This is a genomic window from Pseudomonas sp. TH37, from assembly GCF_016650735.1.
Taxonomy (GTDB): Bacteria; Pseudomonadota; Gammaproteobacteria; order Pseudomonadales; family Pseudomonadaceae; genus Aquipseudomonas; species Aquipseudomonas farris.
The window spans coordinates 45472-69169 of sequence record NZ_JAEKFD010000002.1; the positions used below are offsets into that span (position 1 = coordinate 45472).

Sequence of the window (23698 nt, forward strand, 5' to 3'; positions counted from 1 at the left end):
AAGCAGGCACGGCTGAGGATTGATGGGTTGTATGCAGGTCGCGTCTCGCTGGCCCGGCCACCCGATCAATCATCGCCACACACATGAATTTAGGTCAAGGGCATACGCGGGGCTGCGAACCAGAGCGTTCGGGCCACCGGTACTGGAGAAAGAAAGCATGAGCAACTGGTTAGTAGACAAACTGATCCCTTCGATCATGCGTTCCGAGGTCAAGAAGAGCTCGGTGCCTGAAGGTCTGTGGCACAAATGCCCGTCTTGCGAGGCGGTGCTATATCGTCCGGAGCTGGAAAAGACCCTGGACGTTTGCCCCAAGTGCAACCACCACATGCGCATCGGCGCGCGCGCGCGCATCGACATCTTCCTTGACGCTGATGGCCGTGCCGAACTGGGCGCGGACCTGGAGCCGGTTGACCGTCTGAAATTCCGCGACGGCAAGAAGTACAAGGATCGCCTGACCGCTGCGCAAAAGCAGACCGGCGAAAAAGATGCACTGATCTCCATGAGCGGCACCTTGCTGGGCATGCCGGTCGTGGTATCGGCTTTCGAATTCTCCTTCATGGGTGGCTCGATGGGCGCTATCGTTGGTGAGCGCTTCGTGCGCGCCGCCAACTACGCCCTGGAAAACCGCTGCCCGATGATCTGCTTCGCCGCCTCCGGTGGTGCGCGGATGCAGGAAGCGCTGATCTCCCTGATGCAAATGGCCAAGACCTCCGCGGTGCTGGCGCGTCTGCGTGAAGAAGGCATTCCGTTCATCTCGGTACTGACCGACCCGGTCTACGGCGGTGTTTCCGCCAGTCTGGCGATGCTCGGCGACGTGATCGTCGGTGAGCCGAAGGCCCTGATCGGTTTCGCCGGCCCGCGCGTTATCGAACAAACCGTTCGCGAAAAATTGCCGGAAGGCTTCCAGCGCAGTGAGTTCCTGCTGGAACACGGTGCGATCGACATGATCATTCACCGTCAGGAACTGCGTCCGCGTCTGGGTAACCTGCTGGCACAAATGATGGGCCTGCCGACGCCAAAATTCGTCGCCGCGCCGATCGAGCCGATCGTGGTTCCGCCGGTGCCTGCCAACATATGATCCAACGCACCCTTGGCGAGTGGCTCGCCTACCTTGAACAGTTGCATCCTTCGGCCATCGACATGGGGCTGGAGCGTTCGCAACAGGTAGCGTCCCGCATGGGGCTGGGCAAGCCGGTGCCTCGGGTGATTACGGTCACTGGCACCAACGGCAAGGGTTCTACCTGCGCGTTTGTGGCTTCGTTGCTGCGAGCGCAGGGCCTGAACGTCGGTGTCTACAATTCTCCGCATCTGCTGCGTTACAACGAGCGGGTGCAGGTCAATGGTGTCGAAGCCACTGACGCCGAGCTGTGCGAAGCCTTCGCTGCGGTCGAGGCCGGTCGGGGCGACACTTCCCTGACGTACTTCGAAATGGGCACCCTGGCGGCGTTCTGGCTGTTTCAACAGGCAGGGCTTGATGCTGTGGTGCTGGAAGTGGGGCTGGGCGGGCGTCTGGACACGGTCAACGTGGTCGATGCGGACATGGCGCTGGTCACCAGCATCGGCGTCGATCATGCGGACTATCTGGGTGATACCCGTGAGTCCGTGGCTTACGAAAAAGCCGGCATTTTCCGTCAGGGCGCGCCTGCGCTCTGTGGCGATCTGAATCCCCCTCAACCTTTGCTGGATAAAGCGCGCGAGCTCAATTGCCCGTTTTTCCTGCGTGGGCGCGATTTCGACCTGGGTATCACCGATCACAACTGGCAATGGCGCGGCCTTGATGCTCAAGGGCATGCAGTTGAGTTGCATGATCTGCCATTGCTCGATTTGCCGATGGAAAACGCCGCATTGGCACTGCAGGCTTACCTGCTACTCGGTTTGCCTTGGGTGGATGCACAGATTATTGATGCCCTGAAAGCGACGCGGGTGGTCGGTCGTCTTGATCGCCGTCAGTTCGACTGGCAGGGCAAGCGTCTGAATGTGTTGCTGGACGTGGGGCACAACCCCCATGCGGCAGAATACCTGGCCCGTCGCCTGGCCAGTCGGCCACCGGCAGGCAAGCGTCTGGCGGTGTTCGGGTTGTTGGCGGACAAGGATCTGGATGGTGTTGTCGGTGAATTGAATGCTAGTGTCCAGCATTGGGCTGTCGCCCCGCTGGATTCGCCGCGGGCACGGCCCGTTGAGCAGTTGCACGCGGCGTTGCAGAACCTTGGCGCCTCGGTAACGTCTTATGACAGCGTGGCCGCCGCCCTGGAAGGGCAGTGCGCGCAGGCGACGAGCGACGACGAAATTCTGTTGTTCGGATCATTTTATTGTGTCGCCGAGGCCCTTGAATGGCTGGCCCGGCACTCCACGGAGGAAGCGGCAAATGGCTTTGCTGGATAAGGCGTACAAGCAGCGCATGGTCGGTGCCCTGGTGCTGGTGGCGCTGGCGGTGATTTTCCTGCCAATGCTGTTTTCCCGTCAGGACGAACAACGCCAGGTGAGGGTCGACGCACCGGCTGCACCGCAAGCGCCTGCTGTGCCGCAAGTGCAGGTCGAGCCGGTGGTAGTGCCTGAACCGCAGGCATTGCCGCAGGAGCCAGTGCCAAGCGATGAGGAAATTGCCGCACAGCAAGCTCCGTCGACACCGATAGCGCCAAGTGCTCCTGTGGCACCGCCACCAGCGCCGCCGGCTGCCAAACCTGTCACGCCTCCGGCGCCAGTCGCCAAGCCTGTGCCAGCACCTGCCCAGCCAATTACTGCCGCACCGAGCAAGCCGGCTACCACCCCAAGCCGCGTCGATGCCAATGGCCTGTCGGTCAGCTGGTCCGTGCAACTGGCCAGCCTGGCGAGCCGTGAGAGCGCTGAAAGCCTGCAGAAAACCCTGCGCAGCCAAGGCTATAACGCCTATATCCGCACCGCCGATGGCAAGAATCGGGTGTTCGTCGGGCCGCTGATCGAGCGGGCGGAAGCCGATCGTCTGCGTGACTTGTTGAGTCGCCAGCAGAACCTCAAAGGTTTTGTGGTGCGTTTCCAGCCTGAGCGCGGTTAGAGCTATCACCCTGATTTTTAAAGCACTGACAATCTCAGCTTACCGATAGCCATGCGCTCTGCTAAAATGCGCCGCCTTATCTGTCTGTAGGCTGCACTGTGCCATTTACCTGGGTTGATTGGGCGATCGTTGCAATCGTCGCCATCTCCGCTTTGATCAGTCTTAGCCGCGGCTTCGTCAAAGAAGCACTCTCGCTGCTGACCTGGATCATCGCAGGAGGCGTTGCCTGGATGTTCGGTGGCTCATTGTCCGAGTACCTCGGCGGATACATCGAAACGCCGTCGGCTCGCGTGATCGCGGGCTGTGCCATCATGTTTGTCGCCACTTTAATCGTGGGCGCAATGATCAATTATCTTATCGGCGAATTGGTTCGCGTCACCGGGCTATCCGGGACCGATCGATTCCTCGGCATGGCCTTCGGCGCTGCGCGTGGCGTGTTGCTGGTGGTCGTGGCGGTCGGGCTGTTGAGCCTGGGACCGGTACAGCAGGACGGCTGGTGGAAAGAATCACAGCTCGTGCCAAAATTTCTATTGGTCGCAGACTGGTCCAAAAACCTGATCCTGGGTTGGAGTAGTCAGTGGCTTGCCAGCGGAATCAGCGTACCCGCTGATATACCGTTCAAGGAGCACCTCTTGCCGACGGCCAAAACGCCTCAGTGAGTTGTGTTCAGTTCAGATCCATTAAGTAGGGGTTGCGTCGCATGTGTGGCATCGTCGGTATCGTCGGTAAGTCGAACGTCAATCAGGCGCTGTATGACGCGCTAACCGTCCTCCAGCACCGCGGCCAGGACGCTGCCGGTATCGTGACCAGCCATGATGGCCGGTTATTCCTGCGCAAGGACAATGGGCTGGTGCGTGACGTGTTCCATCAGCGTCACATGCAGCGCCTGGTCGGCCACATGGGCATTGGCCATGTGCGTTACCCGACCGCGGGCAGCTCGACTTCGGCCGAAGCTCAACCGTTTTACGTCAACTCGCCGTATGGCATCACTCTGGCGCACAACGGTAACCTGACCAACGTTGAACAGCTGGCCAAGGAGATTTACGAATCTGACCTGCGCCACGTCAACACCAACTCCGATTCGGAAGTGCTGCTCAACGTGTTCGCACACGAGCTGGCCCAGCGCGGCAAGTTGCAGCCGACCGAAGAAGACGTGTTCGCTGCCGTCACCGACGTGCACAACCGTTGCGTCGGTGGTTATGCGGTCGTGGCGATGGTGACCGGTTACGGTATTGTCGGTTTCCGCGATCCGCACGGCATCCGCCCGATCGTCTTCGGTCAGCGTCACACGGACGAAGGCGTCGAGTACATGATCGCCTCCGAAAGCGTCTCTCTGGACGTACTCGGTTTCACCCTGATTCGCGACCTGGCACCGGGCGAAGCGGTCTACATCACTGAAGACGGCAAGCTGCACACCCGTCAGTGCGCGACCAACCCGTCGCTGACTCCGTGCATTTTCGAACACGTCTACCTGGCGCGTCCGGACTCGATCATCGACGGCGTCTCGGTCTACAAGGCCCGCCTGCGCATGGGCGAGAAGCTCGCCGAGAAGATCCTGCGCGAGCGTCCGGATCACGACATTGATGTGGTCATCCCGATTCCGGACACCAGCCGCACTGCGGCCCTGGAGCTGGCGAACCACTTGGGCGTCAAGTTCCGCGAAGGCTTCGTGAAGAACCGCTACATCGGCCGGACCTTCATCATGCCGGGTCAGGCTGCACGGAAAAAATCCGTACGCCAGAAGCTCAACGCCATCGAGCTGGAGTTCCGCGGCAAGAACGTGATGCTGGTGGACGACTCCATCGTTCGCGGCACCACCTGCAAGCAGATCATTCAGATGGCTCGCGAAGCCGGCGCCAAAAACGTCTACTTCTGCTCTGCGGCGCCGGCCGTGCGTTACCCGAACGTCTACGGCATCGACATGCCGAGCGCTCACGAGCTGATCGCCCACAACCGTTCGACCCAGGACGTTGCCGACCTGATCGGCGCTGACTGGTTGATCTATCAGGACTTACCTGACTTGATCGAAGCGGTCGGTGGCGGCAAGATCAAGATCGAGAAGTTCGATTGCGCGGTGTTCGACGGCCAGTACGTCACCGGTGACGTCGACGAGGCTTACCTGAACAAGATCGAGCAGGCACGTAATGATGCCTCCAAGGTCAAGACGCAGGCAGTCAGTGCGATCATTGATCTGTACAACAACTGAGTAACTACCGGCCCCTAGGGGCCGGTTTTGTATCTACTAAAGACTCTCTAAATCAAGAGCAGGGCAAGGAGTGACAGCATGAGTCAGGATTGGGATGCCGGTCGGCTGGACAGCGACCTCGAAGGCGTAGCGTTCGATACCCTGGCCGTACGCGCCGGTCAGCACCGCACGCCGGAAGGCGAACACGGTGATCCGATGTTCTTCACTTCCAGCTACGTATTCCGTACCGCCGCCGACGCGGCCGCGCGCTTTGCTGGCGAAGTGCCGGGCAACGTTTACTCGCGCTACACCAACCCGACCGTGCGCGCGTTCGAAGAGCGTATTGCCGCGCTGGAAAGCGCCGAGCAAGCCGTGGCCACCGCGACCGGCATGGCCGCGATCATGGCGGTGGTGATGAGCCTGTGCAGCGCCGGCGACCATGTTCTGGTCTCGCGCAGCGTGTTCGGCTCGACCATCAGCCTGTTCGAAAAGTACTTCAAGCGCTTCGGTATCGAAGTCGATTACGTGCCCCTGGCGGACTTGTCCGGCTGGGATGCGGCGATCAAGGCCAACACCAAGTTGCTGTTCGTCGAATCGCCGTCCAACCCGCTGGCCGAGCTGGTAGACATCAAGGCGCTGTCAGAAATTGCTCACGCCAAGGGCACGATGCTGGTGGTCGACAACTGCTTCTGCACCCCTGCGTTGCAGCAACCGTTGAAGCTGGGCGCGGACATCGTTGTGCACTCGGCGACCAAGTTCATCGATGGCCAAGGCCGTTGCATGGGCGGCGTTGTGGCCGGTCGTAGCGAGCAGATGAAAGAAGTCGTCGGTTTCCTGCGTACTGCCGGGCCGACCCTGAGCCCGTTCAACGCCTGGATCTTCCTCAAGGGTCTGGAAACGCTGAGCCTGCGCATGAAGGCGCACTGCGCCAATGCCCAGCAACTGGCCGAATGGCTGGAGCAGCAGGACGGTATCGAGAAAGTCCATTACGCCGGTCTCAAGAGCCATCCACAGCACGAACTGGCCCAGCGTCAGCAGAAGGGTTTCGGTGCGGTCGTGAGTTTCGAGGTCAAGGGCGGCAAAGAGGGCGCCTGGCGCTTTATCGATGCGACTCGCCTGATCTCCATCACCGCCAACCTGGGCGATAGCAAAACCACCATCACGCACCCGAGCACCACCTCTCACGGTCGTCTCGCGCCGCAAGAGCGTGAAGCGGCAGGGATCCGTGACAGCCTGATCCGCGTTGCGGTTGGTCTGGAAGACGTGGCAGACCTGCAGGCCGATCTGGCGCGCGGGTTGGCTGCCTTGTGATCGAGTTGTCGACGCCGACCACGGGCACCCATGGCCGCGTCGCGCTGGTCACCGGTGCTGCGCGCGGCATCGGTCTGGGGATTGCGGCCTGGCTGATCAGCGAAGGCTGGCAGGTGGTGCTGACCGATCTGGATCGGGAGCGCGGTTCGAAAGTGGCGAAGGTGCTTGGCGAAAACGCCTGGTTCATCGCCATGGACGTCGCGAATGAAGCGCAGGTGGCACTGGGCGTGGCCGAGGTGCTCGGGCAATTCGGGCGTCTGGATGCGCTGGTGTGCAATGCCGCGGTGGCCGACCCGCACAACATCACCCTGGAAAGCCTCGATCTGGCCTATTGGAATCGGGTGTTGGCGGTGAACCTCAGCGGGCCGATGCTGTTGGCCAAGCACTGCGCGCCGTACCTGCGTGCTCACAGCGGCGCCATCGTCAATCTGGCCTCGACCCGTGCCGGCCAGTCAGAACCCGACACAGAGGCTTATGCGGCGAGCAAGGGCGGTCTGTTGGCCCTGACTCATGCCTTGGCCATCAGTTTAGGGCCGGAGATTCGCGTTAACGCGGTCAGCCCGGGCTGGATCGACACGCGGGACCCGGCGGTGCGGCGTGCCGAGCCGCTGACCGACGCCGATCATGCGCAGCATCCGGCGGGCAGGGTAGGGACGGTCGAGGACGTGGCGGCGATGGTGGCGTGGTTGCTGTCGAGGAACGCGGGGTTCGTCACAGGCCAGGAGTTCGTGGTCGATGGTGGCATGACCAAGAAGATGATTTACAGCGAGTAAATCCAAGCGTGGTTGCGATGGATGTAGCCAGCATTGATGTGAATGTGCCGCCGTCTTCGCGAGCAAGCCCGCTCCCACACTGAATTTATCTCGATCACCAACCAGTGGCCTGTCGCAGATCCAGTGTGGGAGCGGGCTTGCTCGCGAAAGCGGTCTGACTGTTAAGACACAATTTTGTCTTTTTCAGAAAAACTTCAAGCGGGGTATTGACTTAGCTTCGGTACCTGCGTAAATTTCGCGGCCTCGGAGATGCAAACGGGTGATTAGCTCAGCTGGGAGAGCGTCTGCCTTACAAGCAGAATGTCGGCGGTTCGATCCCGTCATCACCCACCACTTCCGAGAGTCTTGCGAAAGCAAGATGGAAGCTTTTAAAAGCCTCCACCGACGCGCAGCGGTAGTTCAGTCGGTTAGAATACCGGCCTGTCACGCCGGGGGTCGCGGGTTCGAGTCCCGTCCGCTGCGCCATATTTTCCGAGTCAGGTTTACCTGTCTCGAGATTGAAAAGCCTCGAAGCTTTCCAGTCAGACGAGTTACTTGGGCGAAAGTCCAAAGCGATACGCAGCGGTAGTTCAGTCGGTTAGAATACCGGCCTGTCACGCCGGGGGTCGCGGGTTCGAGTCCCGTCCGCTGCGCCATATCTGCCTCAAGGCCCACTGAACGCCTTGGAGCTACGAAGCAAGCTGCTGGTAAAGCCAGTGTCTGTTTCGAGTCGATAGCAAAGACCCTGGTCGAAAGACCGGGGTTTTTTGTGTCTGCGATTTGGCTTTTCCTCTCTCATGTACTTCCCGTCCAACCTTTCTGCGCCCCAATTGCATAAAGGACTTGGTTCACAGCTCCGACATTAATTAGAATCACTCTCATTTACGATGACTCCTTGGCACAGGGCTTCTTGAGATGAGTGATGTGGCGATGCCGAAGGAGCAAACTTTCCACGACTTGTACCGCGATCACCGTGGCTGGCTTGAAGGCTGGTTGAGAAGACGCATGGGCAATGGCTGTGATGCGGCGGACCTCAGTCAGGATACGTTCCTGCGTTTACTCGCCAGCTCTCAACGAATTGCCGACCTGCAAGAGCCCCGTGCCTATCTGCTGACCGTGGGCAAACGCCTGCTGAGTAATTTCTATAAGCGTCGAAGCCTCGAGCAGGCTTATCTGACGGCACTGGCGGCGTTGCCGGAAGACTGTGTGCCGTCGCCCGAGCAGCGCTGGTTGTTGCTCGAAACCCTGCAAGCCCTGGATGAACTGCTCGATGGATTGCCAGCGGCAGTGCGTAAGGCGTTTCTCTGGAGTCAGCTGGAAGGCTTGAACTATCAGCAAATCGCCGAGCGCCTGCGGGTATCGGAGCGCACGATCAAGCGCTACATGGCGCAAGCCTATGAGCATTGCCTGTTGGTGGAACTGTGAACAGTCCGGTGGCCGATGCCCGTCAAGCAGTGCGAGCTGCCGCGCAGTGGCTCGCCTTGCTGGAATCTGGAAATGCCAATGAGCAGGATCGTGCGAATCTGCAGCGTTGGCGCGACAGTTGCGTCAGTCACGAGCAGGCTTGGCAGAAGGCTCAAGCCTTGCGTCAGCGGTTTGCCAGTCTGCCTTCAGCGTTGGCGCTCAAAAGTCTGGATCGCCCCGAGCCGGGTCGGCGTGTGGTGCTCAAGCGTGCATTGAGTGCGGTGGCGTTGGTGCCGGGCGCTTGGTTGATCAGTCGACAATTGCCTCTGGATGTCTGGCGAGCCGATCTGCATACGGCCACGGGGGAGCGCAAACAGCTGCAGCTTGCTGATGGCAGTTCCTTGCAACTCAACACGGCCAGTGCCGTCGATGTGGATTTGCAGAGCCGTCGCTTGAAGCTGATTGAGGGCGAACTGTCGCTGAAGGTGCCAAGCGCGTCACCGCTGACGATCCAATCGAAGTTTGGACAAATCATCGTCAGCCAAAGCGAAGTCTGTGTCCGGCAGGAGGCGCGCGGTTGCCGCGTGTCGGTGTACAGCGGCGCCGTGCAACTGCAGCCCTTGCAGGGGCCGGTGTTGGCTTTGCGCGGTGGTCAACAAGTCAGTCTTCAGGCAGCCGGTGTCGGGCCGATCAGTCCATTCGATGTGCTTGCGCCGGGTTGGCGAGAGGGCGTGCTGATGGCGAAAAACCAGCCGCTGGGAGATTTCCTGCGCGAACTCAGCACTTATCGACCGGGTGTGCTGCGTTGGGAGCCGGAGCTTGAAGCGTTGCGTGTCACCGGCAGTTTCCGCCTGGACGACACCGATCGCGTCCTCGCGTTGCTCGCGGCCAGCCTGCCGCTGGAGGTGCATTCACGTACCCGTTATTGGGTGACGTTGCTGCCGCGCAAAAATAGTGTGTGAAGCCTGTCCCCTTTTTTCGACTCGCTTGTCATTCAAGGCATGTGAACGAATCAAGAGAACTCTATCAATGCCCGCAGTAATACATTGCTGTCCGCGCCCGGCTTCTTCCTGCCTGCGTCCGTTGTTGCACCTGAGCCTGATGCTGGGCCTGAGTGCCAGTCCGTTATTCATCACTGCCAGTTGGGCCGAAGACAGTGCCCGGCGCAATTATCAGGTGCCTGCCGGCAGCCTGAGCGATGCGCTGACCCGGTTTGCCGGTCTGTCTGGCGTCAATCTCTCGGTTGACCCGGCACTGGTGGGCAGTCGCACCAGCCCCGGTCTTTCCGGTGAATACGCGGTCGAGGAGGGCTTTGCCCGGCTGTTGCAGGGTTCCGGTCTGCAACTGCAACCGGTGGGCGAGCAGGCGTACATCCTGACCCCGGCGCCAGAAGGCAGCAGCCTGCAACTGGCCCCCACTTCGATTCTCGGTGCCACGGGCGGGGCGGGCGGCGAGGTGTATGCCGGCGGCCAGGTCGCGCGCCGCGGTTCGCAAGGCTTGCTAGGCTCGAAAGACTTCATGGAAACGCCGTTCAGCATGACCACCTACACCGGTGAGGCGGTCAAAAACCTGCAGGCTCGTACCTTGGGCGACTTGATCGCCAGTGATCCCTCGGTTCGCGCCACCAATCCGGCGGGTGGGCGTTATGAGCAGTTCACCATTCGCGGGCTCAGCCTGTTCAACAGTGATGTCGCCTACAACGGTCTCTACGGCGTCCTGCCGACCTATACGATCGACATGGAGATGGCCGACCGCGTCGACATCATCAAAGGCCCGAGCCAGCTCATCAACGGCATCTCGCCGCGGGGCAGTGTGGGTGGCGGGATCAACGTGGTGCCCAAGCGCGCGACCGACAAGCCCGTCACTTCGTTTACCGGTAGCTACGCTTCCGACAGCCAGGTCGGCGGTGCGGTGGATGTCGGTCGGCGCTTTGGTGAAGACAACAAGTTCGGTATTCGTTTCAACGGCGTGAAGCAGTCTGGCGACACCGAATGGGATCACCAGAGTGTCGACCGCGAGATGGCCGTGCTGGGCCTGGATTTTCGCGGTGAACGCCTGCGACTCTCGACGGACATCGGGCGTACCGAGCGTGACACCGATGCCCCGCAGGAACGCGTGCAGGTCGGCGCCAATGCCAAGGTGCCGAATGCGAACGATGTGCGCGACAACTATGCGCAGCCCTGGAGCAAGGCGAGTACCAACGACACCTTCGGAGCGGTGAACGGCGAATTCGATGTCAGCGATTCCGTCATGCTGTACGGCGGCGTGGGTGCGCGCAAAAGCAATCATGACTTCCTCCGGCATGCCGTTGCGGTCACCAATGATGCCGGCGATTTCAGCGTTCAGCCCCGTGACTTCACCCGTGACGAAAATGTCCGGACAGCCACGGCAGGGGTGCGCAACTGGTTTCATACCGGCCCGGTGAGCCATGAAGTCAATCTGGCCGCCAGCTATTTCTACATGGACTTCGAAAATGGCGGCGCCCGTTATGCCGCGGCCCGCAGCAACCTCTACGATCCCGTAGAGACACCAACACCTGTCAGACCCACTCGACTCGATTCGAAGGTCTACACCGAGAACCGCTTCAGCGGCGTGGCGTTGTCCGACACCCTGGGTTTCTTCGATGACCGGCTGTTGCTGACCCTGGGCGCCCGCTGGCAGCGCGTGAAGGTTGACGACTGGACGGATAATGTCAAAGGCGCCACGGCCTACGACGAGGAAAAGGTTTCGCCGTCGGGCGGCATCCTGTTTAAGGCAACCGATAAGCTGTCGCTGTATGCCAACTACATGGAAGGCCTGAGCCAGGGCAAGATCGCGCCATCGACCTCTGTGAACGAGGACGAGATATTCCCGCCGTTCATCAGTCGACAGGTCGAGGTCGGCGCCAAGTATGACGCCGGAGCGTTCGCCGTCACCGCCGCCGTGTTCCGGATCAAGCAGCCGGCCTATGAGACCAACGCCACGACGCGGGTTTTCGGCCCGAACGGCAAGCGTGAGAACACGGGTGTGGAGCTGAGTGTGTTCGGTGAGCCACTCGATGGTTTCCGCCTGCTCGGCGGTGTCATGTACATCGACAGTGAGTTGAGCAACACCACCAATGGCACCTTTGACGGCAACCGGGCACCGGCCACGCCGAAATACAACGTCAACCTGGGCGCGGAGTGGGATGTGCCGACCGTGCAGGGCCTGACCCTGACCAGTCGCGGCCTCTATTCCAGCTCGCAGTATCTGGACCAGTCCAACAATAAGGAAATCGACTCCTGGGAGCGTTTCGACGTGGGTGCACGCTACGCGTTCAAGGTCGACGAGAAGAACATCACCCTGCGTGCCAATGTCGAGAACGTGGCGGACAAACGATACTGGAGTTCGGCCGGGGCCTCGGATGACAGCGAGCCTGGCTTGACGCTTGCGACCCCGCGCACCTACCTCCTTTCGGCAACGGTCGACTTCTGAGTGAACCGCTTTTCGTAGGAGCCAGCGGTGCGGCGATCCGACTTGCCGGCGAAGGCGCACGTGATGACGCCTTCGCTGGCACCTTTTCACCTCTATCGGTCAGTATCCGAACTTGTCCCGCAATCCGTAATACCAGGCGCCCAACGCAGCGAACGGTGTACGCAGCAATTGTCCGCCGGGGAACGGGTAGTGGGGCAGGTCGGCAAAGGCGTCGAAGCGTTCGGCCTGACCGCGCAATGCCTCGGCCAGCACCTTGCCCGCCAGGTGTGTATACGTCACGCCATGGCCGCTGCAACCCTGGGAATAGTAGATGTTGTCGCCTAGCCGTCCGACCTGGGGTAGTCGCGATAGCGTCAGCAGGAAATTGCCGGTCCAGGCGTAATCGATTTTCACGTCCTTGAGCTGCGGGAAGGCCTTGAGCATCTTCGGTCGAATGATCGCCTCGATGTTCGCCGGATCGCGCGCGCCATAGACCACGCCGCCGCCGAAAATCAGGCGTTTGTCGGCGCTCAGGCGGTAGTAGTCGAGCAGGTAGTTACAGTCTTCGACGCAGTAGTCCTGAGGCAGCAGGCGCTTGGCCAATTCATCGCCCAAGGGCTCAGTGGCGATCACTTGAGTCCCGCAGGGCATCGACTTCGCCGCCAGCTCCGGCACCAGATTGCCGATGTAAGCGTTGCCGGCGACGATGATGAATTTGGCCCTGACCTTGCCCTGAGGCGTATGCACCACCGGATTGGCGCCGCGCTCGATGCGCACCGCTGGCGACTGCTCGTAAATGGTGCCGCCCAGCGACTCCACGGCGGCTGCCTCGCCCAAGACAAGGTTGAGCGGATGAATATGCCCGCCGCTCATATCGAGCATGCCGCCGACGTATTGATCGCAAGCCACCACTTCACGGATGCGTCGCTGATCCAATAGCTCAAGTTGCGTGTGACCGAAGCGCTCCCACAGGCGCTTCTGGGATTCCAGATGGCCCATCTGCTTGGCGGTAATGGCGGCGAACACACCGCCGTCCTTCAGGTCGCACTGGATGTTGTATTTGGCCACCCGCTCACGAATGATCCGTCCACCCTCGAACGCCATTTGCCCCAATAGCTGAGCTTGCTTGGGGCCGACACTGCGCTCGATCACATCGATATCACGGCTGTAACTGTTAACGATCTGGCCACCGTTGCGCCCCGATGCGCCAAAACCCACTTTGGCCGCTTCCAGAACCGTTACCCGAAAGCCGTTCTCCAGCAGGAACAGGGCAGAGGACAGGCCGGTATAACCGGCGCCGATGACACAGACATCAGTCTCTACATCATCCAGCAGGGCCGGACGCGGCGGCGCCGCATTAGCCGACGCGGCGTAATAGGACTCTGGGTAGGGAGTGTTCGCCATCCTGCAGCCTCTGTTTAATATATTTTACGAGTGCATCGATCCTACCCGAGTTAAAAAACGACCGCCAGCCAGCGGAAAATCTTCTTTGCCACAGCAAAATTAAATATTTTGCATATTCATAGGGTTAGGTGAAAAAAAGGTGTTGACACCCCTCCGGAATTCCGTAGAATGCCGCCTCACAGCAGGCACGTAGCTCAGTTGGTTAGAGCACCACCTTGACATGGTGGGGGTCGTTGGTTCGAGTCCAATCGCGCCTACCAAACAAAATCCGCTCTGCTGGGCGGTCTAGAAGGGCTCACCGAAAGGTGGGCCCTTTTTTGTTGTCTGTGATTTGACCCCACTCAAAACGCCAGCTCGGCGCCTACCTCCAGATGCTCGATCTTCTTTTCGTCGTGCCCTATCAATGCCTGAATGTCTCCGTTCGTTCGATTTTCCCATCTGGCCCTGTCGTCACCTCCAGTGCACACGTTTTCTGAACTAACACAGCCATAACCGTCTACATTGCAGGGGGCATCCCCTTTCTGAGAGAACGGATATGTTTAGATCTCGCTCGTTGATTGCCGCTATGACGTGTCTTGCCTTGGCGTCCGGTTCAATGACTGCATTGGCCGACCCGGGAAACGGGAAGGGCCAGGGAAACGGCAAGGGAAATCCACAAAACATCCAGGACCATGGCAACGCCAGCCATGGAAACAAAGGCAAAGGTTCAGGGGGTGACGATTGGAGTCACGGCCCGAGCATCAATCACGGAAGTGTTCTTGGAGTCGTGGGTGGTTATCGCGACTACTGGAGCCCCGGGCCCGCCTTGCCACCCGGTATTCAAAAAAATCTCGCCCGCGGAAAACCGCTACCGCCGGGGATCGCCAAAAAACTCGATGGCCGATTGCTCGGCAGGCTTCCGCATTACGATGGCTACGAGTGGCGGCAGGCTGGCACTGACTTGATACTGGTGGCCATCGCTACCGGGATCATCTACGAGGTTCTCAATGGCGCATTCGATTGAAGTGGAACCACAAATTCCAATCGCGCCCTCGCTGCATAACGATCAGTAAACTACGGGAAGCAATGTGCATTGTTCGATAACTGCACATTGCCTGCCCGTTGGTCGTTGACCTTTGAACTGTGTGGGGCCGAAACGGTCAATTACTTCGTGCAATATCAACCTCACGGAACCCACCCATGTTATTAAAAAACAAGAGTTTTGCAGCTGTCATGTCATGCGTGATGATGCTTGCAGCCGCCCCATTATTGCCCGCTGGCCTGTCCATCATGAGCTCCGCCTACGCGAAAGATGGTGGTGGTGGTGGTGGTGGTGGTGGTGGTAACGGCGGTGGCAATGGTGGCGGTAACGGTGGTGGTAACGGTGGTGGTAACGGCGGTGGTCATGGTGGCAGCGGTAATTCCGGCCATTCTGGCGGCGTCAGCAGCAATGGCCGTGGCGCAGGCTTGAGTAGCGATCACGCAGGCAAAGCCGTTCGCGACCATGGTCTCAGCGGCAACCACTACGGTAATGATCGTAATGGTGATCGTAATGGTGTTAGCGGCCATGGTTCAGTGACTTCGGGCATCGCGAAATCCCGGGATACGCGAGGGGTGACGAAGGCCTCTGCCATTTCGACCTCTACGCCTGGCGATCACAATGTTAAAGGACTGAGCAACGCTCGCACTTCGACTTCAAAAAGAACGGATTAAGTCCAGGTTCTCAAAGCCGGGTATCCATCAGGAGCCCGGCTTTTTTGTGCCCGCTATTTGTCAATTCTGTCTGGCGTTGAAGCCTGGGGCATATTGATCACCCTGGCGGTGGTGATTGCGGATAATCAGCGGAGCCGCGCGCGTGGGCAAATCCCCGCCGATGAACTACTACTGTAGGGCTGTTTCAACTTCGTCTATAAGGAGTATGTCGATGCTGGCTCACTGGTTTCTGGCGGCGATTCACCTGTTGGCCTTTGCGCTGGGCTTCTGGGCGGTACTGACTCGCGGCACGGCTTTACGTCGTCTGACTGCCGGCGTAGGAGAGGCACGCAGCGTTTTGGTGGCGGATAATCTGTGGGGGATCTCTGCAGTCGTTCTCTTGATCACGGGTGGGATGCGAGCCTTTGGCGGGTATGAAAAAGGCACTGATTACTATCTTCACCAACCGCTGTTTCATCTCAAAATGACGCTCTTCGTCCTTATCCTGTTGCTTGAAATTGCGCCGATGGTGACGCTGATCAAATGGCGGATTGCGCTGGGGCGTGGGGCGGCTATCGATACCGGGCGCGCAACGCTGTTTGCCCGTATCAGTCATATCGAAGCGCTGCTGTTGGTGCTGATGGTCGTAGCTGCCACGGGCATGGCGCGTGGGGTAACGTTTGGTTAGCCGGGAAGGAGGAAGCTCTTTCTCGCTGCAAATCCGAAACGTCTGACAGTCATGGCATGGGATGGGCAGTAGTATCGGCTCCACGTTGCGACGGTATCGCAAAGAGGCTGGGCAGAGGGCGATGCGGTGCTTGAATCTTTAGCCAGCCGTTATTCGAGGCAGAATGGGCTGGCTACTGACCACTGCAGGATTCAGGGTGTTTGCGGTTTGTCTGGGGCGGTCAGGCCGGCCTGAATGCGTTGATAGATCTCTTCGCGATGCACCGCAACGTCTTTCGGGGCGTTGATGCCAATCCTGACTTGCTGGCCGCTAACGCCCAGAATGGTGATCGTTATATTGTCACCGATGTTTATGCTTTCACCGACTTTGCGGGTGAGTATCAGCATGGTTTTCTCCTTGATTGCTTGTGGGGCACCTGATTCGGACAGTGCAGAGGTCGGTATAGGTATAGATTAGTGCGAAGTCTCGCAGTTTGGGTGCCTCTTTCTGACGCGCAGATGCTGCATTAATTCCCAAGGCGTAACTATACAGAGGCCGCAACCATCATTCTCGTTGTTTTGCGCCCATTTTGCGGCGCTCGAACAGGATCCATGAGTGTTAAAATCGCCGCTTTCAGCATCCAGAGGGAAGCGTTGTGCGCAAAATGGCCTTGGTAATCGCAGTATTGACGTTGGCCGGGTGCGATGAGGGTAAGGGGGTTGACGCGCAAAAGCCGCAACCGACAGTCGCTTCCGCACCCGCGGCGACAACCGGTCCGCAATGGGACGTCGAGGTACGCGGCGAAACGCCCCAGGCGGTCAGCGACCTGAGCGGCTGGTTGATTGAGCATAGCTTCGTTTCCAGCGTCATCAGGGAGAACGGAAAGGTTCGTATCCTGATAGGGCCGTTCAATTCGAAAACCGAGGCAGAAGCCAAGCAAGCTGAGGTGACGGCAGCGCTTACCCGGGCAAAGAAAAGGAATATCGAGTCGCTGGTGGTCGAACATCCGACGGCTCAATAAATAAAAACAGCGGTTAGAAACGAACAAAGGCCTGGGGTGTAATGCCCCAGGCCTTTGTGTTTTCAGCGGTCGGTCAGCCGCAGGCTTTCATGTCTACCGGGCCGACAAACTCGTTGCCGCGCCCCATCACGCACGCCACGCTCTGGTTGCGCTGACGTTCCCAGGCCTGTACCGGATAGGTCTTGTTCCAGGCTTCATACAGTTGCCGATCCTGTTTTGACAGGCGCAAGCCGTACTGCTTGCTCATGTAGAAGTAAGTCCGGGCGATCATGCCGCGAATGGAAGGGCGGGGCATGACCTTCTTCGCCTTGAAGTCGACCTGCGTCAGGCACGAACCGTATTGACCGGTTTGCACCGGCAACCAACCGAAGCTGAAGTTGCTGCGATCGCCATTCACCTCGCCGATGCTTGGCACCAGATTGTGCAGATCGGCCTCGGCTTTCTGATAGGTCGGATCGTACCGCGTGCAGTTCTTGCGACCGCCTTGTTGCCAGCATTCGCGCTGATGGCCGATCTGCCAGGCCGGGACAATGTGCTCCCACTCTATGCGTGAGGCGCGCTTGGCGTTTTTGCGCGGCACATAACCGCAGGCGGCGAGGTCTACACGATTGCCAGTGTATTTGCAGCCGCAATAAAACTCGGTGGATTGGGGGGCGTACAACTTCCACGCGACTTTCTTGGCTTCGCTGAAGGTACGTGGGGCGCCAGCCTGGGCGCCGAGGGTGATGAACAGAAGCAGTAAAGCAAACCAGCGAACACTCATCGACTCAATCTTCCTTCGGCACAACCCAGAAAATCTGCACACCGCCATCATCGCGATGGGCGAGGGTGACGTTGTCGTTCTCGTCGATTTCTTCGAGCAAGCGTTCCCACTCGTCCACGGGTTCGTCCGGAAGACGGAAGATCAGCGCAGCTTTGGCTTTCTGGGCGGTGGGGGAATTGATGATTTTCTGAACGCGCATACCCAGGCGTTCATAGGCGTCAGGAGAGACAGAGGGAGTGGCCACGGAATTATCCTTATTAAGCTGTGCGTACATACAGTATTTAACTGTAAGAATTTTCGCAACTGCTTAAAATTCAAGAAAATCCTCTGACAGTAGTTTTTTCCGTTTGGTGTAGGACGATGGGGATTTTTTTATCGGAAAAGGTCGTGAACCACTCACCAGGGCTGGCGAGTGGTGACAGCGGTGCCCGACCCGGAACAGGTCGGGCGAGGGTGGGTCAGTATTCCCAGAACATCCGTTGCAGCTCTTTGCTGTCGTTGGTCTTGGTCAACGCGACCATGGCCAGGATGCGGGCTTTTTGTGGGTTCAGGTCGTGAGCCACAACCCAGTCGTACTTGTCGTCAGGCTGTTCGGCGTTACGCAGTACAAAACCACCGGCGTTGACGTGGGAAGAACGAATGATTTGTACGCCGTCCTTGCGCAGGGCTTGCAGGGCGGGAACCACGCGAGACGAGACCGAGCCATTGCCGGTGCCGGCGTGGATGATGGCTTTGGCGCCTGATTGAGCCAGGGCTTTGTAGGCGGTGTCGCTGACGTTGCCGTAGGAGTAGGCGATTTCGACGTCAGGCAGGCTCTTGATGGTTTTGATATCGAATTCCGAATCCATGGTGTGGCGCTTGGCTGGCAAACGGAACCAGTAGGATTTGCCTTCGACCACCATGCCCAGTGGGCCCCAGGCACTTTTGAACGCCTCGGTCTTGATGTTGATCATTTTGCTGACGTCGCGACCCGACTGAATTTCATCGTTCATGGTCACCAGTACGCCTTTGCCACGCGCGTCTTTGCTGCTGGCCACGGCGACAGCGTTGTACAGGTTCAGCATGCCGTCGGCCGACATGGCGGTGCCTGGGCGCATGGAACCTACGACGATGATCGGCTTATCGGTTTTTTCCACCAGGTTGAGGAAGTAAGCGGTTTCTTCCAGGGTGTCGGTGCCGTGAGTGATGACAATGCCATCGACATCATTGCTGTCGGCCAACTCTGCCACTCGACGACCCAGTTGCAGCAGGTTGTCGTTGGTGATGCTTTCGGACGCGATCTGCATGACCTGTTCGCCGCGAACGTTGGCCAATTGGCTCAGTTCTGGAACCCCTGCGATCAACTGTTCGATACCGACTTTCGCCGCTTGATAGGTGGCGCTATTCGCGGCGCTGGCTCCCGCGCCAGCAATGGTGCCGCCGGTGGCCAGGATCACCACGTTCGCCAGTTTCTGTTGGGTTTCGACTTCTTTTGCCTGAAGGGCGGTCGGAAGGAGTAGCAGGAGGGCCAAAGCGCCCGGAATAAAAGTGTTGAAGGCAGATTTCATTATTGTTTTCTCTCGTAGTGAAACGTTGCGGATGCAGGTTCATCTAGACACGGCCCCAAGCAGATCTGAACGCCGGGGGTGTAGGAGAAGAGCAGGATCTGTACCAGCCTGATACTCAACAATAAGATCTTTTAACCTGATGATTCTTATACGAATTATTGAAACGTCTGGAAAAGTATTCGCACTTGGTTGTCCGGGTTTCCGAACATGAGCAGCTTTTACGTTCGGCTCTCCGACCTTTATTGAGAAAGTCGCCTTGCAAAATCGGAAATCAGTGCTAAAGAAACCCCTGCGCAGGTCGATGCTCCTTTAAAGGGATCTTTTCCAGGAGTTCACATGTCGTTTACTGTCGGTTTTCCAAATGCAGCCGCAATCACTATCGCGGGCAAGTCCCCGGCGACCATCAATGCCTTGAGTGAAGCGACGTCTGACGCCTCGGCCCAAGCGCTGGGCGAAGAAGAGGGGAGCGACAACCAGGTCAGAACCGGTGGCGCTGCGCAGACTCAGGGCGAAAGCAAATCCGAAAAAAGCAGCAATCAAAGTATTGCGGTGCAGGTTTTGCTCAAGCGCATGCAGGAACTGCAGCAGCAATTGCGCGAACAGCAGCAACAACTGTCGGCCGCTCAGGTAGCGAATTATCCGACTCCGGAAGCCAAAGCCACTGCTGTCATGTCAATTCAGGGGCAAATCGCCGATACCAGTGGTGCGCTCGCGCAAGTGACAGGCAATCTGGTGAAAGAGCTGGCCAAGGGTTCCAGCAGTGGCAATCTGGTCAGCACCACGGCGTGATGCAAAAGGGTTGGCTTTTGCCAATCGAGACACAAAACAGGTCGTTGACAAATTTCGACAGGGTTCGCATAGTTCGGTCTACGCAAACGTTTGCGCGGTCGCCCTTGATGGCTTTATCCCGTAAGGGCAGGGTCTAGCGCAAGCGTTGCTCAGAATAATCATAAGATCGGAGTGAACCCATGAAGCTGCCATTCGCTGGACGTCTTCTCGCTGTCGCAATGCTGGCTGCGGCATCCGCCGCTTTGCCCGTCTCTTCGGCTTTCGCCGAAACCCCTGAAAAACCTAAAGTCGCGCTGGTCATGAAATCCCTGGCCAACGAATTCTTCCTGACCATGGAAGACGGCGCCAAGGCTTACCAGAAAGACCACTCCGGCGACTTCGAGCTGATCTCCAACGGCATCAAGGACGAAACGGATACGGCTGGCCAGACGCGTATCGTCGAGCAAATGATTTTGTCCAAGGTCAACGCGTTGGTCATCGCTCCGGCAGATTCCAAGGCCATGGTTCCGGTCATCAAAAAAGCGGTCGATGCCGGCATCACCGTGATCAACATCGATAACCAGCTGGACCCGGCCGTGGTCAAAAGCAAAAACATCACCGTTCCGTTCGTAGGCCCGGATAACCGCAAAGGCGCGCGTCTGGTGGGTGAGTATCTGGCCAAGCAGCTGAAGGCTGGTGACGAAGTCGGCATTATCGAAGGCGTTTCCACTACCACCAATGCCCAGCAGCGCACGGCAGGCTTCAAGGATGCGATGGAAGCGGCGCAGATCAAAGTCGTGTCCCTGCAGTCTGGCGATTGGGAAATCGACAAGGGCGGCAAGGTTGCCTCGTCAATGCTCAGCGAATACCCGAACATCAAGGCCCTGTTGGCCGGCAACGACAGCATGGCGGTCGGCGCAGTATCTGCCGTGCGCGCGGCAGGCAAGGCCGGCAAGGTGCAAGTGGTCGGTTACGACAACATCAACGCCATCAAGCCAATGCTCAAGGATGGCCGCGTCCTGGCCACCGCTGACCAGTTTGCTGCCCGGCAAGCGGTGTTCGGCATTGAGACTGCGCTGAAAATCATCAAAGGCGAGACAGTCGATAGTGGCGTCAACGGCGTCATCGAAACTCCGGTAGAGCTGGTTACCAAGTAGTCCTTCTGGCGACACAACGGTGCTCGCCTCTTGGGGCGAGCACATGGAGAGTTTTTATGTCAGTTTCCGCCCCGAACGCTGTCCTCTCGGTCAGCGGTATCGGTAAGACCTATGCCCAGCCCGTCCTCACCGGTATCGACCTGACGCTCATGCGCGGCGAAGTGCTGGCGCTGACCGGCGAGAACGGCGCCGGCAAAAGCACGCTGTCGAAAATCATTGGCGGACTGGTCACACCGACCACCGGCCAGATGCAATTCCAGGGGCAGGATTACCGTCCCGGCAGCCGGAGCCAGGCCGAAGAGCTGGGCATCCGCATGGTCATGCAAGAACTCAATCTGTTGCCGACGTTGTCGGTGGCGGAAAACCTGTTTCTCGACAACCTGCCCAGCCACGGTGGCTGGATCAGCCGCAAGCAATTGCGCAAGGCCGCGATCGAGGCCATGGCTCAGGTCGGATTGGACGCCATCGATCCAGATACGTTGGTTGGCGAACTGGGTATCGGCCATCAGCAGATGGTGGAGATCGCCCGCAACCTGATCGGCGATTGCCACGTGCTGATCCTCGACGAGCCGACAGCAATGCTGACGGCCCGTGAAGTCGAAATGCTGTTCGAGCAGATCACTCGCCTGCAGGCTCGCGGCGTGTCGATCATCTATATTTCCCACCGCCTCGAAGAACTGGCAAGGGTGGCCCAGCGCATTGCGGTATTGCGCGACGGCAATCTGGTCTGTGTCGAGCCGATGGCCAACTACAACAGCGAGCAACTGGTCACTCTGATGGTTGGCCGTGAGTTGGGCGAGCACATCGACATGGGGCCGCGCAAGATTGGTGCGCCGGCCTTGACGGTCAAAGGACTGACCCGTTCCGACAAAGTCCGCGATGTGTCCTTCGAAGTGCGCGCCGGTGAAATTTTCGGAATTTCCGGTTTGATCGGGGCAGGGCGCACCGAGTTACTGCGCCTGATCTTTGGCGCCGATACAGCCGACAGCGGCACCGTCGCGCTGGGGGCGTCGGCTCAGGTGGTGAGTATTCGTTCGCCGGCCGACGCGGTCGGTCACGGCATCGCCCTGATCACCGAAGACCGCAAAGGCGAAGGCCTGCTGCTGACGCAATCAATCAGCGCCAACATTGCCTTGGGCAATATGCCGGTGATTTCCAGCGGTGGCTTCGTCAATAACGGTGACGAGATGGCTCTGGCCCAGCGTCAGATCAACGCCATGCGCATTCGCAGTTCCAGCCCGACGCAATTGGTCTCGGAATTGTCCGGCGGCAATCAGCAGAAAGTCGTGATCGGCCGCTGGCTCGAGCGCGATTGCACGGTGATGCTGTTCGACGAGCCGACCCGTGGCATCGACGTCGGCGCCAAGTTCGATATCTACGCATTACTCGGTGAGTTGACCCGTCAGGGCAAAGCGCTGGTGGTGGTGTCCAGCGACCTGCGCGAACTGATGCTGATCTGCGATCGCATCGGTGTGTTGTCGGCAGGGCGTCTGATCGACACTTTCGAGCGTGACAGCTGGACCCAGGATGATTTGCTTGCCGCCGCTTTCGCCGGCTACCAAAAACGTGATGCGTTGCTCAACGAAGCAGCGCCTAGGGATCTTCCATGAATACTGCATCTTTGGCCGGCAAACGTAGTGGCAATTTTTACGGCCTCGGCACTTATCTGGGCCTGGCCGGTGCCTTGCTGGCGATGGTCGCGCTGTTCTCGGTCCTGAGCAGCCATTTCCTGTCTTACGACACCTTCAGCACCCTGGCCAACCAGATTCCCGATTTGATGGTGCTGGCGGTCGGCATGACCTTCGTATTGATCATCGGCGGTATCGATTTGTCGGTGGGGTCGGTGCTGGCGCTCGCGGCCTCGGCGGTCAGCGTGGCGATTCTCGGTTGGGGCTGGAGCGTCTTGCCTTCGGCCTTGCTCGGCATGGCGGTAGCGGCATTGGCCGGGACTATCACCGGCTCGATCACCGTGGCGTGGCGGATTCCGTCGTTCATCGTGTCACTCGGCGTGCTGGAAATGGCGCGAGGCCTGGCGTATCAGATGACCGGTTCGCGCACCGCCTACATCGGTGATGCTTTCGCCTGGCTGTCCAACCCGATCGCGTTCGGCATCTCGCCGTCATTCATCATCGCCTTGCTGATTATCTTCATCGCCCAGGCCGTGCTGACGCGTACGGTGTTCGGTCGTTACCTGATCGGCATTGGCACCAACGAAGAGGCAGTGCGTCTGGCGGGGATCAATCCGAAGCCCTACAAAATCCTGGTGTTCAGCCTGATGGGGCTTCTGGCCGGTATCGCTGCGTTGTTTCAGATTTCGCGCCTGGAAGCGGCGGACCCGAACGCCGGCTCCGGCCTGGAGCTGCAGGTGATCGCCGCGGTCGTGATCGGCGGCACCAGCCTGATGGGCGGGCGCGGCTCGGTTATCAGCACATTCTTCGGCGTCCTGATCATCTCGGTACTGGCGGCCGGTCTGGCGCAGATCGGCGCGACCGAGCCCACCAAACGCATCATCACCGGTGCGGTGATCGTGGTGGCGGTGGTGCTTGATACTTATCGCAGTCAGCGCGCAAGCCGGCGGACCTGAG

23 protein-coding genes and 4 tRNA genes are annotated in these 23698 nt (G+C 59.0%); 22 read left to right on the forward strand and 5 right to left on the reverse strand.

The genetic code is table 11. The features are described 5' to 3' along the window. Positions 1-157 precede the first annotated feature (157 nt). From accD to JFU11_RS05335, 13 genes are all read left to right on the forward strand, one after another. A complete protein-coding gene (accD, locus tag JFU11_RS05275) occupies positions 158-1078 on the forward strand; it encodes an acetyl-CoA carboxylase, carboxyltransferase subunit beta (RefSeq protein WP_007905946.1) in 921 nt (306 codons plus the stop codon). Then, positions 1075-2382, forward strand: coding sequence for a bifunctional tetrahydrofolate synthase/dihydrofolate synthase (gene folC, locus JFU11_RS05280; RefSeq protein WP_201059989.1), 1308 nt, complete (start codon positions 1075-1077; stop codon positions 2380-2382). Before accD ends, folC begins: the two co-directional genes overlap by 4 nt. After that, positions 2366-3031, forward strand: coding sequence for an SPOR domain-containing protein (locus JFU11_RS05285; RefSeq protein ID WP_123720982.1), 666 nt, complete (start codon positions 2366-2368; stop codon positions 3029-3031). The genes folC and JFU11_RS05285 overlap by 17 nt, the downstream gene beginning before the upstream one ends. A gap of 98 nt (positions 3032-3129) precedes the next feature. Continuing rightward, positions 3130-3690 carry a CvpA family protein gene (locus JFU11_RS05290; RefSeq protein WP_038980084.1) on the forward strand — a complete coding sequence of 187 codons (561 nt, stop codon included), beginning with the start codon at positions 3130-3132 and terminating at the stop codon, positions 3688-3690. 41 nt (positions 3691-3731) lie between these two features. Then, on the forward strand, positions 3732-5237 hold the full coding sequence (gene purF, locus JFU11_RS05295) for an amidophosphoribosyltransferase (RefSeq protein WP_007905939.1): 1506 nt from the start codon (positions 3732-3734) through the stop codon (positions 5235-5237). 78 nt (positions 5238-5315) lie between these two features. Further along, entirely contained in the window at positions 5316-6527 is a 1212-nt protein-coding gene (locus JFU11_RS05300) for an O-succinylhomoserine sulfhydrylase (RefSeq protein WP_048395135.1), read from the forward strand. Further along, complete coding sequence (locus JFU11_RS05305) at positions 6524-7300, forward strand: SDR family oxidoreductase (RefSeq protein WP_123720983.1); 777 nt, start codon at positions 6524-6526, stop codon at positions 7298-7300. The genes JFU11_RS05300 and JFU11_RS05305 overlap by 4 nt, the downstream gene beginning before the upstream one ends. A gap of 257 nt (positions 7301-7557) precedes the next feature. Beyond that, positions 7558-7633 (forward strand) — tRNA-Val (locus JFU11_RS05310). Positions 7634-7688: 55 nt separating this feature from the next. Further along, a tRNA-Asp gene (locus tag JFU11_RS05315) sits at positions 7689-7765 on the forward strand. A gap of 93 nt (positions 7766-7858) precedes the next feature. Continuing rightward, a tRNA-Asp gene (locus JFU11_RS05320) sits at positions 7859-7935 on the forward strand. A gap of 259 nt (positions 7936-8194) precedes the next feature. Then, positions 8195-8704 carry a sigma-70 family RNA polymerase sigma factor gene (locus JFU11_RS05325; protein ID WP_123720984.1) on the forward strand — a complete coding sequence of 170 codons (510 nt, stop codon included), beginning with the start codon at positions 8195-8197 and terminating at the stop codon, positions 8702-8704. Next, positions 8701-9645 carry a FecR domain-containing protein gene (locus JFU11_RS05330; RefSeq protein ID WP_201059991.1) on the forward strand — a complete coding sequence of 315 codons (945 nt, stop codon included), beginning with the start codon at positions 8701-8703 and terminating at the stop codon, positions 9643-9645. Before JFU11_RS05325 ends, JFU11_RS05330 begins: the two co-directional genes overlap by 4 nt. Positions 9646-9712: 67 nt before the next feature. Next, a complete protein-coding gene (locus JFU11_RS05335; protein ID WP_201059992.1) occupies positions 9713-12136 on the forward strand; it encodes a TonB-dependent receptor in 2424 nt (807 codons plus the stop codon). 99 nt (positions 12137-12235) lie between these two features. On the opposite strand, the gene JFU11_RS05340 is transcribed toward JFU11_RS05335, so the two are convergent. Next, on the reverse strand, positions 12236-13519 hold the full coding sequence (locus tag JFU11_RS05340; protein WP_123720987.1) for an FAD-binding oxidoreductase: 1284 nt from the start codon (positions 13517-13519) through the stop codon (positions 12236-12238). A gap of 183 nt (positions 13520-13702) precedes the next feature. Between JFU11_RS05340 and JFU11_RS05345 the strand changes: the two genes are divergently transcribed. The 4 genes from JFU11_RS05345 to JFU11_RS05360 all read left to right on the forward strand — a co-directional run bounded on the left by JFU11_RS05345 (position 13703) and on the right by JFU11_RS05360 (position 15878). Further along, positions 13703-13779, forward strand: a tRNA-Val gene (locus tag JFU11_RS05345). A 275-nt stretch (positions 13780-14054) separates the two neighbouring features. Continuing rightward, on the forward strand, positions 14055-14522 hold the full coding sequence (locus tag JFU11_RS05350) for an anti-virulence regulator CigR family protein (protein ID WP_123720988.1): 468 nt from the start codon (positions 14055-14057) through the stop codon (positions 14520-14522). A 176-nt stretch (positions 14523-14698) separates the two neighbouring features. Then, complete coding sequence (locus JFU11_RS28005) at positions 14699-15211, forward strand: hypothetical protein (protein ID WP_242483586.1); 513 nt, start codon at positions 14699-14701, stop codon at positions 15209-15211. A 211-nt stretch (positions 15212-15422) separates the two neighbouring features. After that, positions 15423-15878, forward strand: a complete 456-nt coding sequence (locus JFU11_RS05360; RefSeq protein WP_123720989.1) for a DUF2214 family protein — start codon at positions 15423-15425, stop codon at positions 15876-15878. Between the two features lie 191 nt (positions 15879-16069). Here the strand turns inward: JFU11_RS05360 and csrA are convergent, their stop codons facing one another. Then, a complete protein-coding gene (gene csrA, locus JFU11_RS05365) occupies positions 16070-16264 on the reverse strand; it encodes a carbon storage regulator CsrA (protein WP_007905913.1) in 195 nt (64 codons plus the stop codon). Positions 16265-16512: 248 nt separating this feature from the next. On the opposite strand from csrA, the gene JFU11_RS05370 reads away from it, so the two are divergent. Then, complete coding sequence (locus JFU11_RS05370; protein ID WP_123720990.1) at positions 16513-16878, forward strand: SPOR domain-containing protein; 366 nt, start codon at positions 16513-16515, stop codon at positions 16876-16878. 73 nt (positions 16879-16951) lie between these two features. Here the strand turns inward: JFU11_RS05370 and JFU11_RS05375 are convergent, their stop codons facing one another. The 3 genes from JFU11_RS05375 to JFU11_RS05385 all read right to left on the reverse strand — a co-directional run bounded on the left by JFU11_RS05375 (position 16952) and on the right by JFU11_RS05385 (position 19188). Next, positions 16952-17641: an endonuclease I family protein gene (locus tag JFU11_RS05375; RefSeq protein ID WP_123720991.1), complete on the reverse strand. Its 690-nt coding sequence runs from the start codon at positions 17639-17641 to the stop codon at positions 16952-16954. Positions 17642-17645: 4 nt separating this feature from the next. Continuing rightward, positions 17646-17915: a DUF1654 domain-containing protein gene (locus JFU11_RS05380; protein WP_201121239.1), complete on the reverse strand. Its 270-nt coding sequence runs from the start codon at positions 17913-17915 to the stop codon at positions 17646-17648. A 184-nt stretch (positions 17916-18099) separates the two neighbouring features. Further along, the gene (locus tag JFU11_RS05385; RefSeq protein WP_201059996.1) at positions 18100-19188 is read right to left on the reverse strand and encodes an asparaginase; all 1089 of its coding nucleotides are present in this window, start codon (positions 19186-19188) and stop codon (positions 18100-18102) included. A 336-nt stretch (positions 19189-19524) separates the two neighbouring features. On the opposite strand from JFU11_RS05385, the gene JFU11_RS05390 reads away from it, so the two are divergent. The 4 genes from JFU11_RS05390 (at position 19525) to JFU11_RS05405 (ending at position 23697) form a co-directional block, all read left to right on the forward strand. Further along, positions 19525-19977, forward strand: coding sequence for a hypothetical protein (locus JFU11_RS05390; RefSeq protein ID WP_123720993.1), 453 nt, complete (start codon positions 19525-19527; stop codon positions 19975-19977). A 179-nt stretch (positions 19978-20156) separates the two neighbouring features. After that, positions 20157-21113: a sugar ABC transporter substrate-binding protein gene (locus tag JFU11_RS05395; RefSeq protein ID WP_123356334.1), complete on the forward strand. Its 957-nt coding sequence runs from the start codon at positions 20157-20159 to the stop codon at positions 21111-21113. Positions 21114-21169: 56 nt separating this feature from the next. Next, entirely contained in the window at positions 21170-22723 is a 1554-nt protein-coding gene (locus JFU11_RS05400) for a sugar ABC transporter ATP-binding protein (protein WP_123720994.1), read from the forward strand. Next, the gene (locus JFU11_RS05405; protein WP_052965365.1) at positions 22720-23697 is read left to right on the forward strand and encodes an ABC transporter permease; all 978 of its coding nucleotides are present in this window, start codon (positions 22720-22722) and stop codon (positions 23695-23697) included. Before JFU11_RS05400 ends, JFU11_RS05405 begins: the two co-directional genes overlap by 4 nt. The last annotated feature ends 1 nt before the right edge of the window (position 23698 follow it).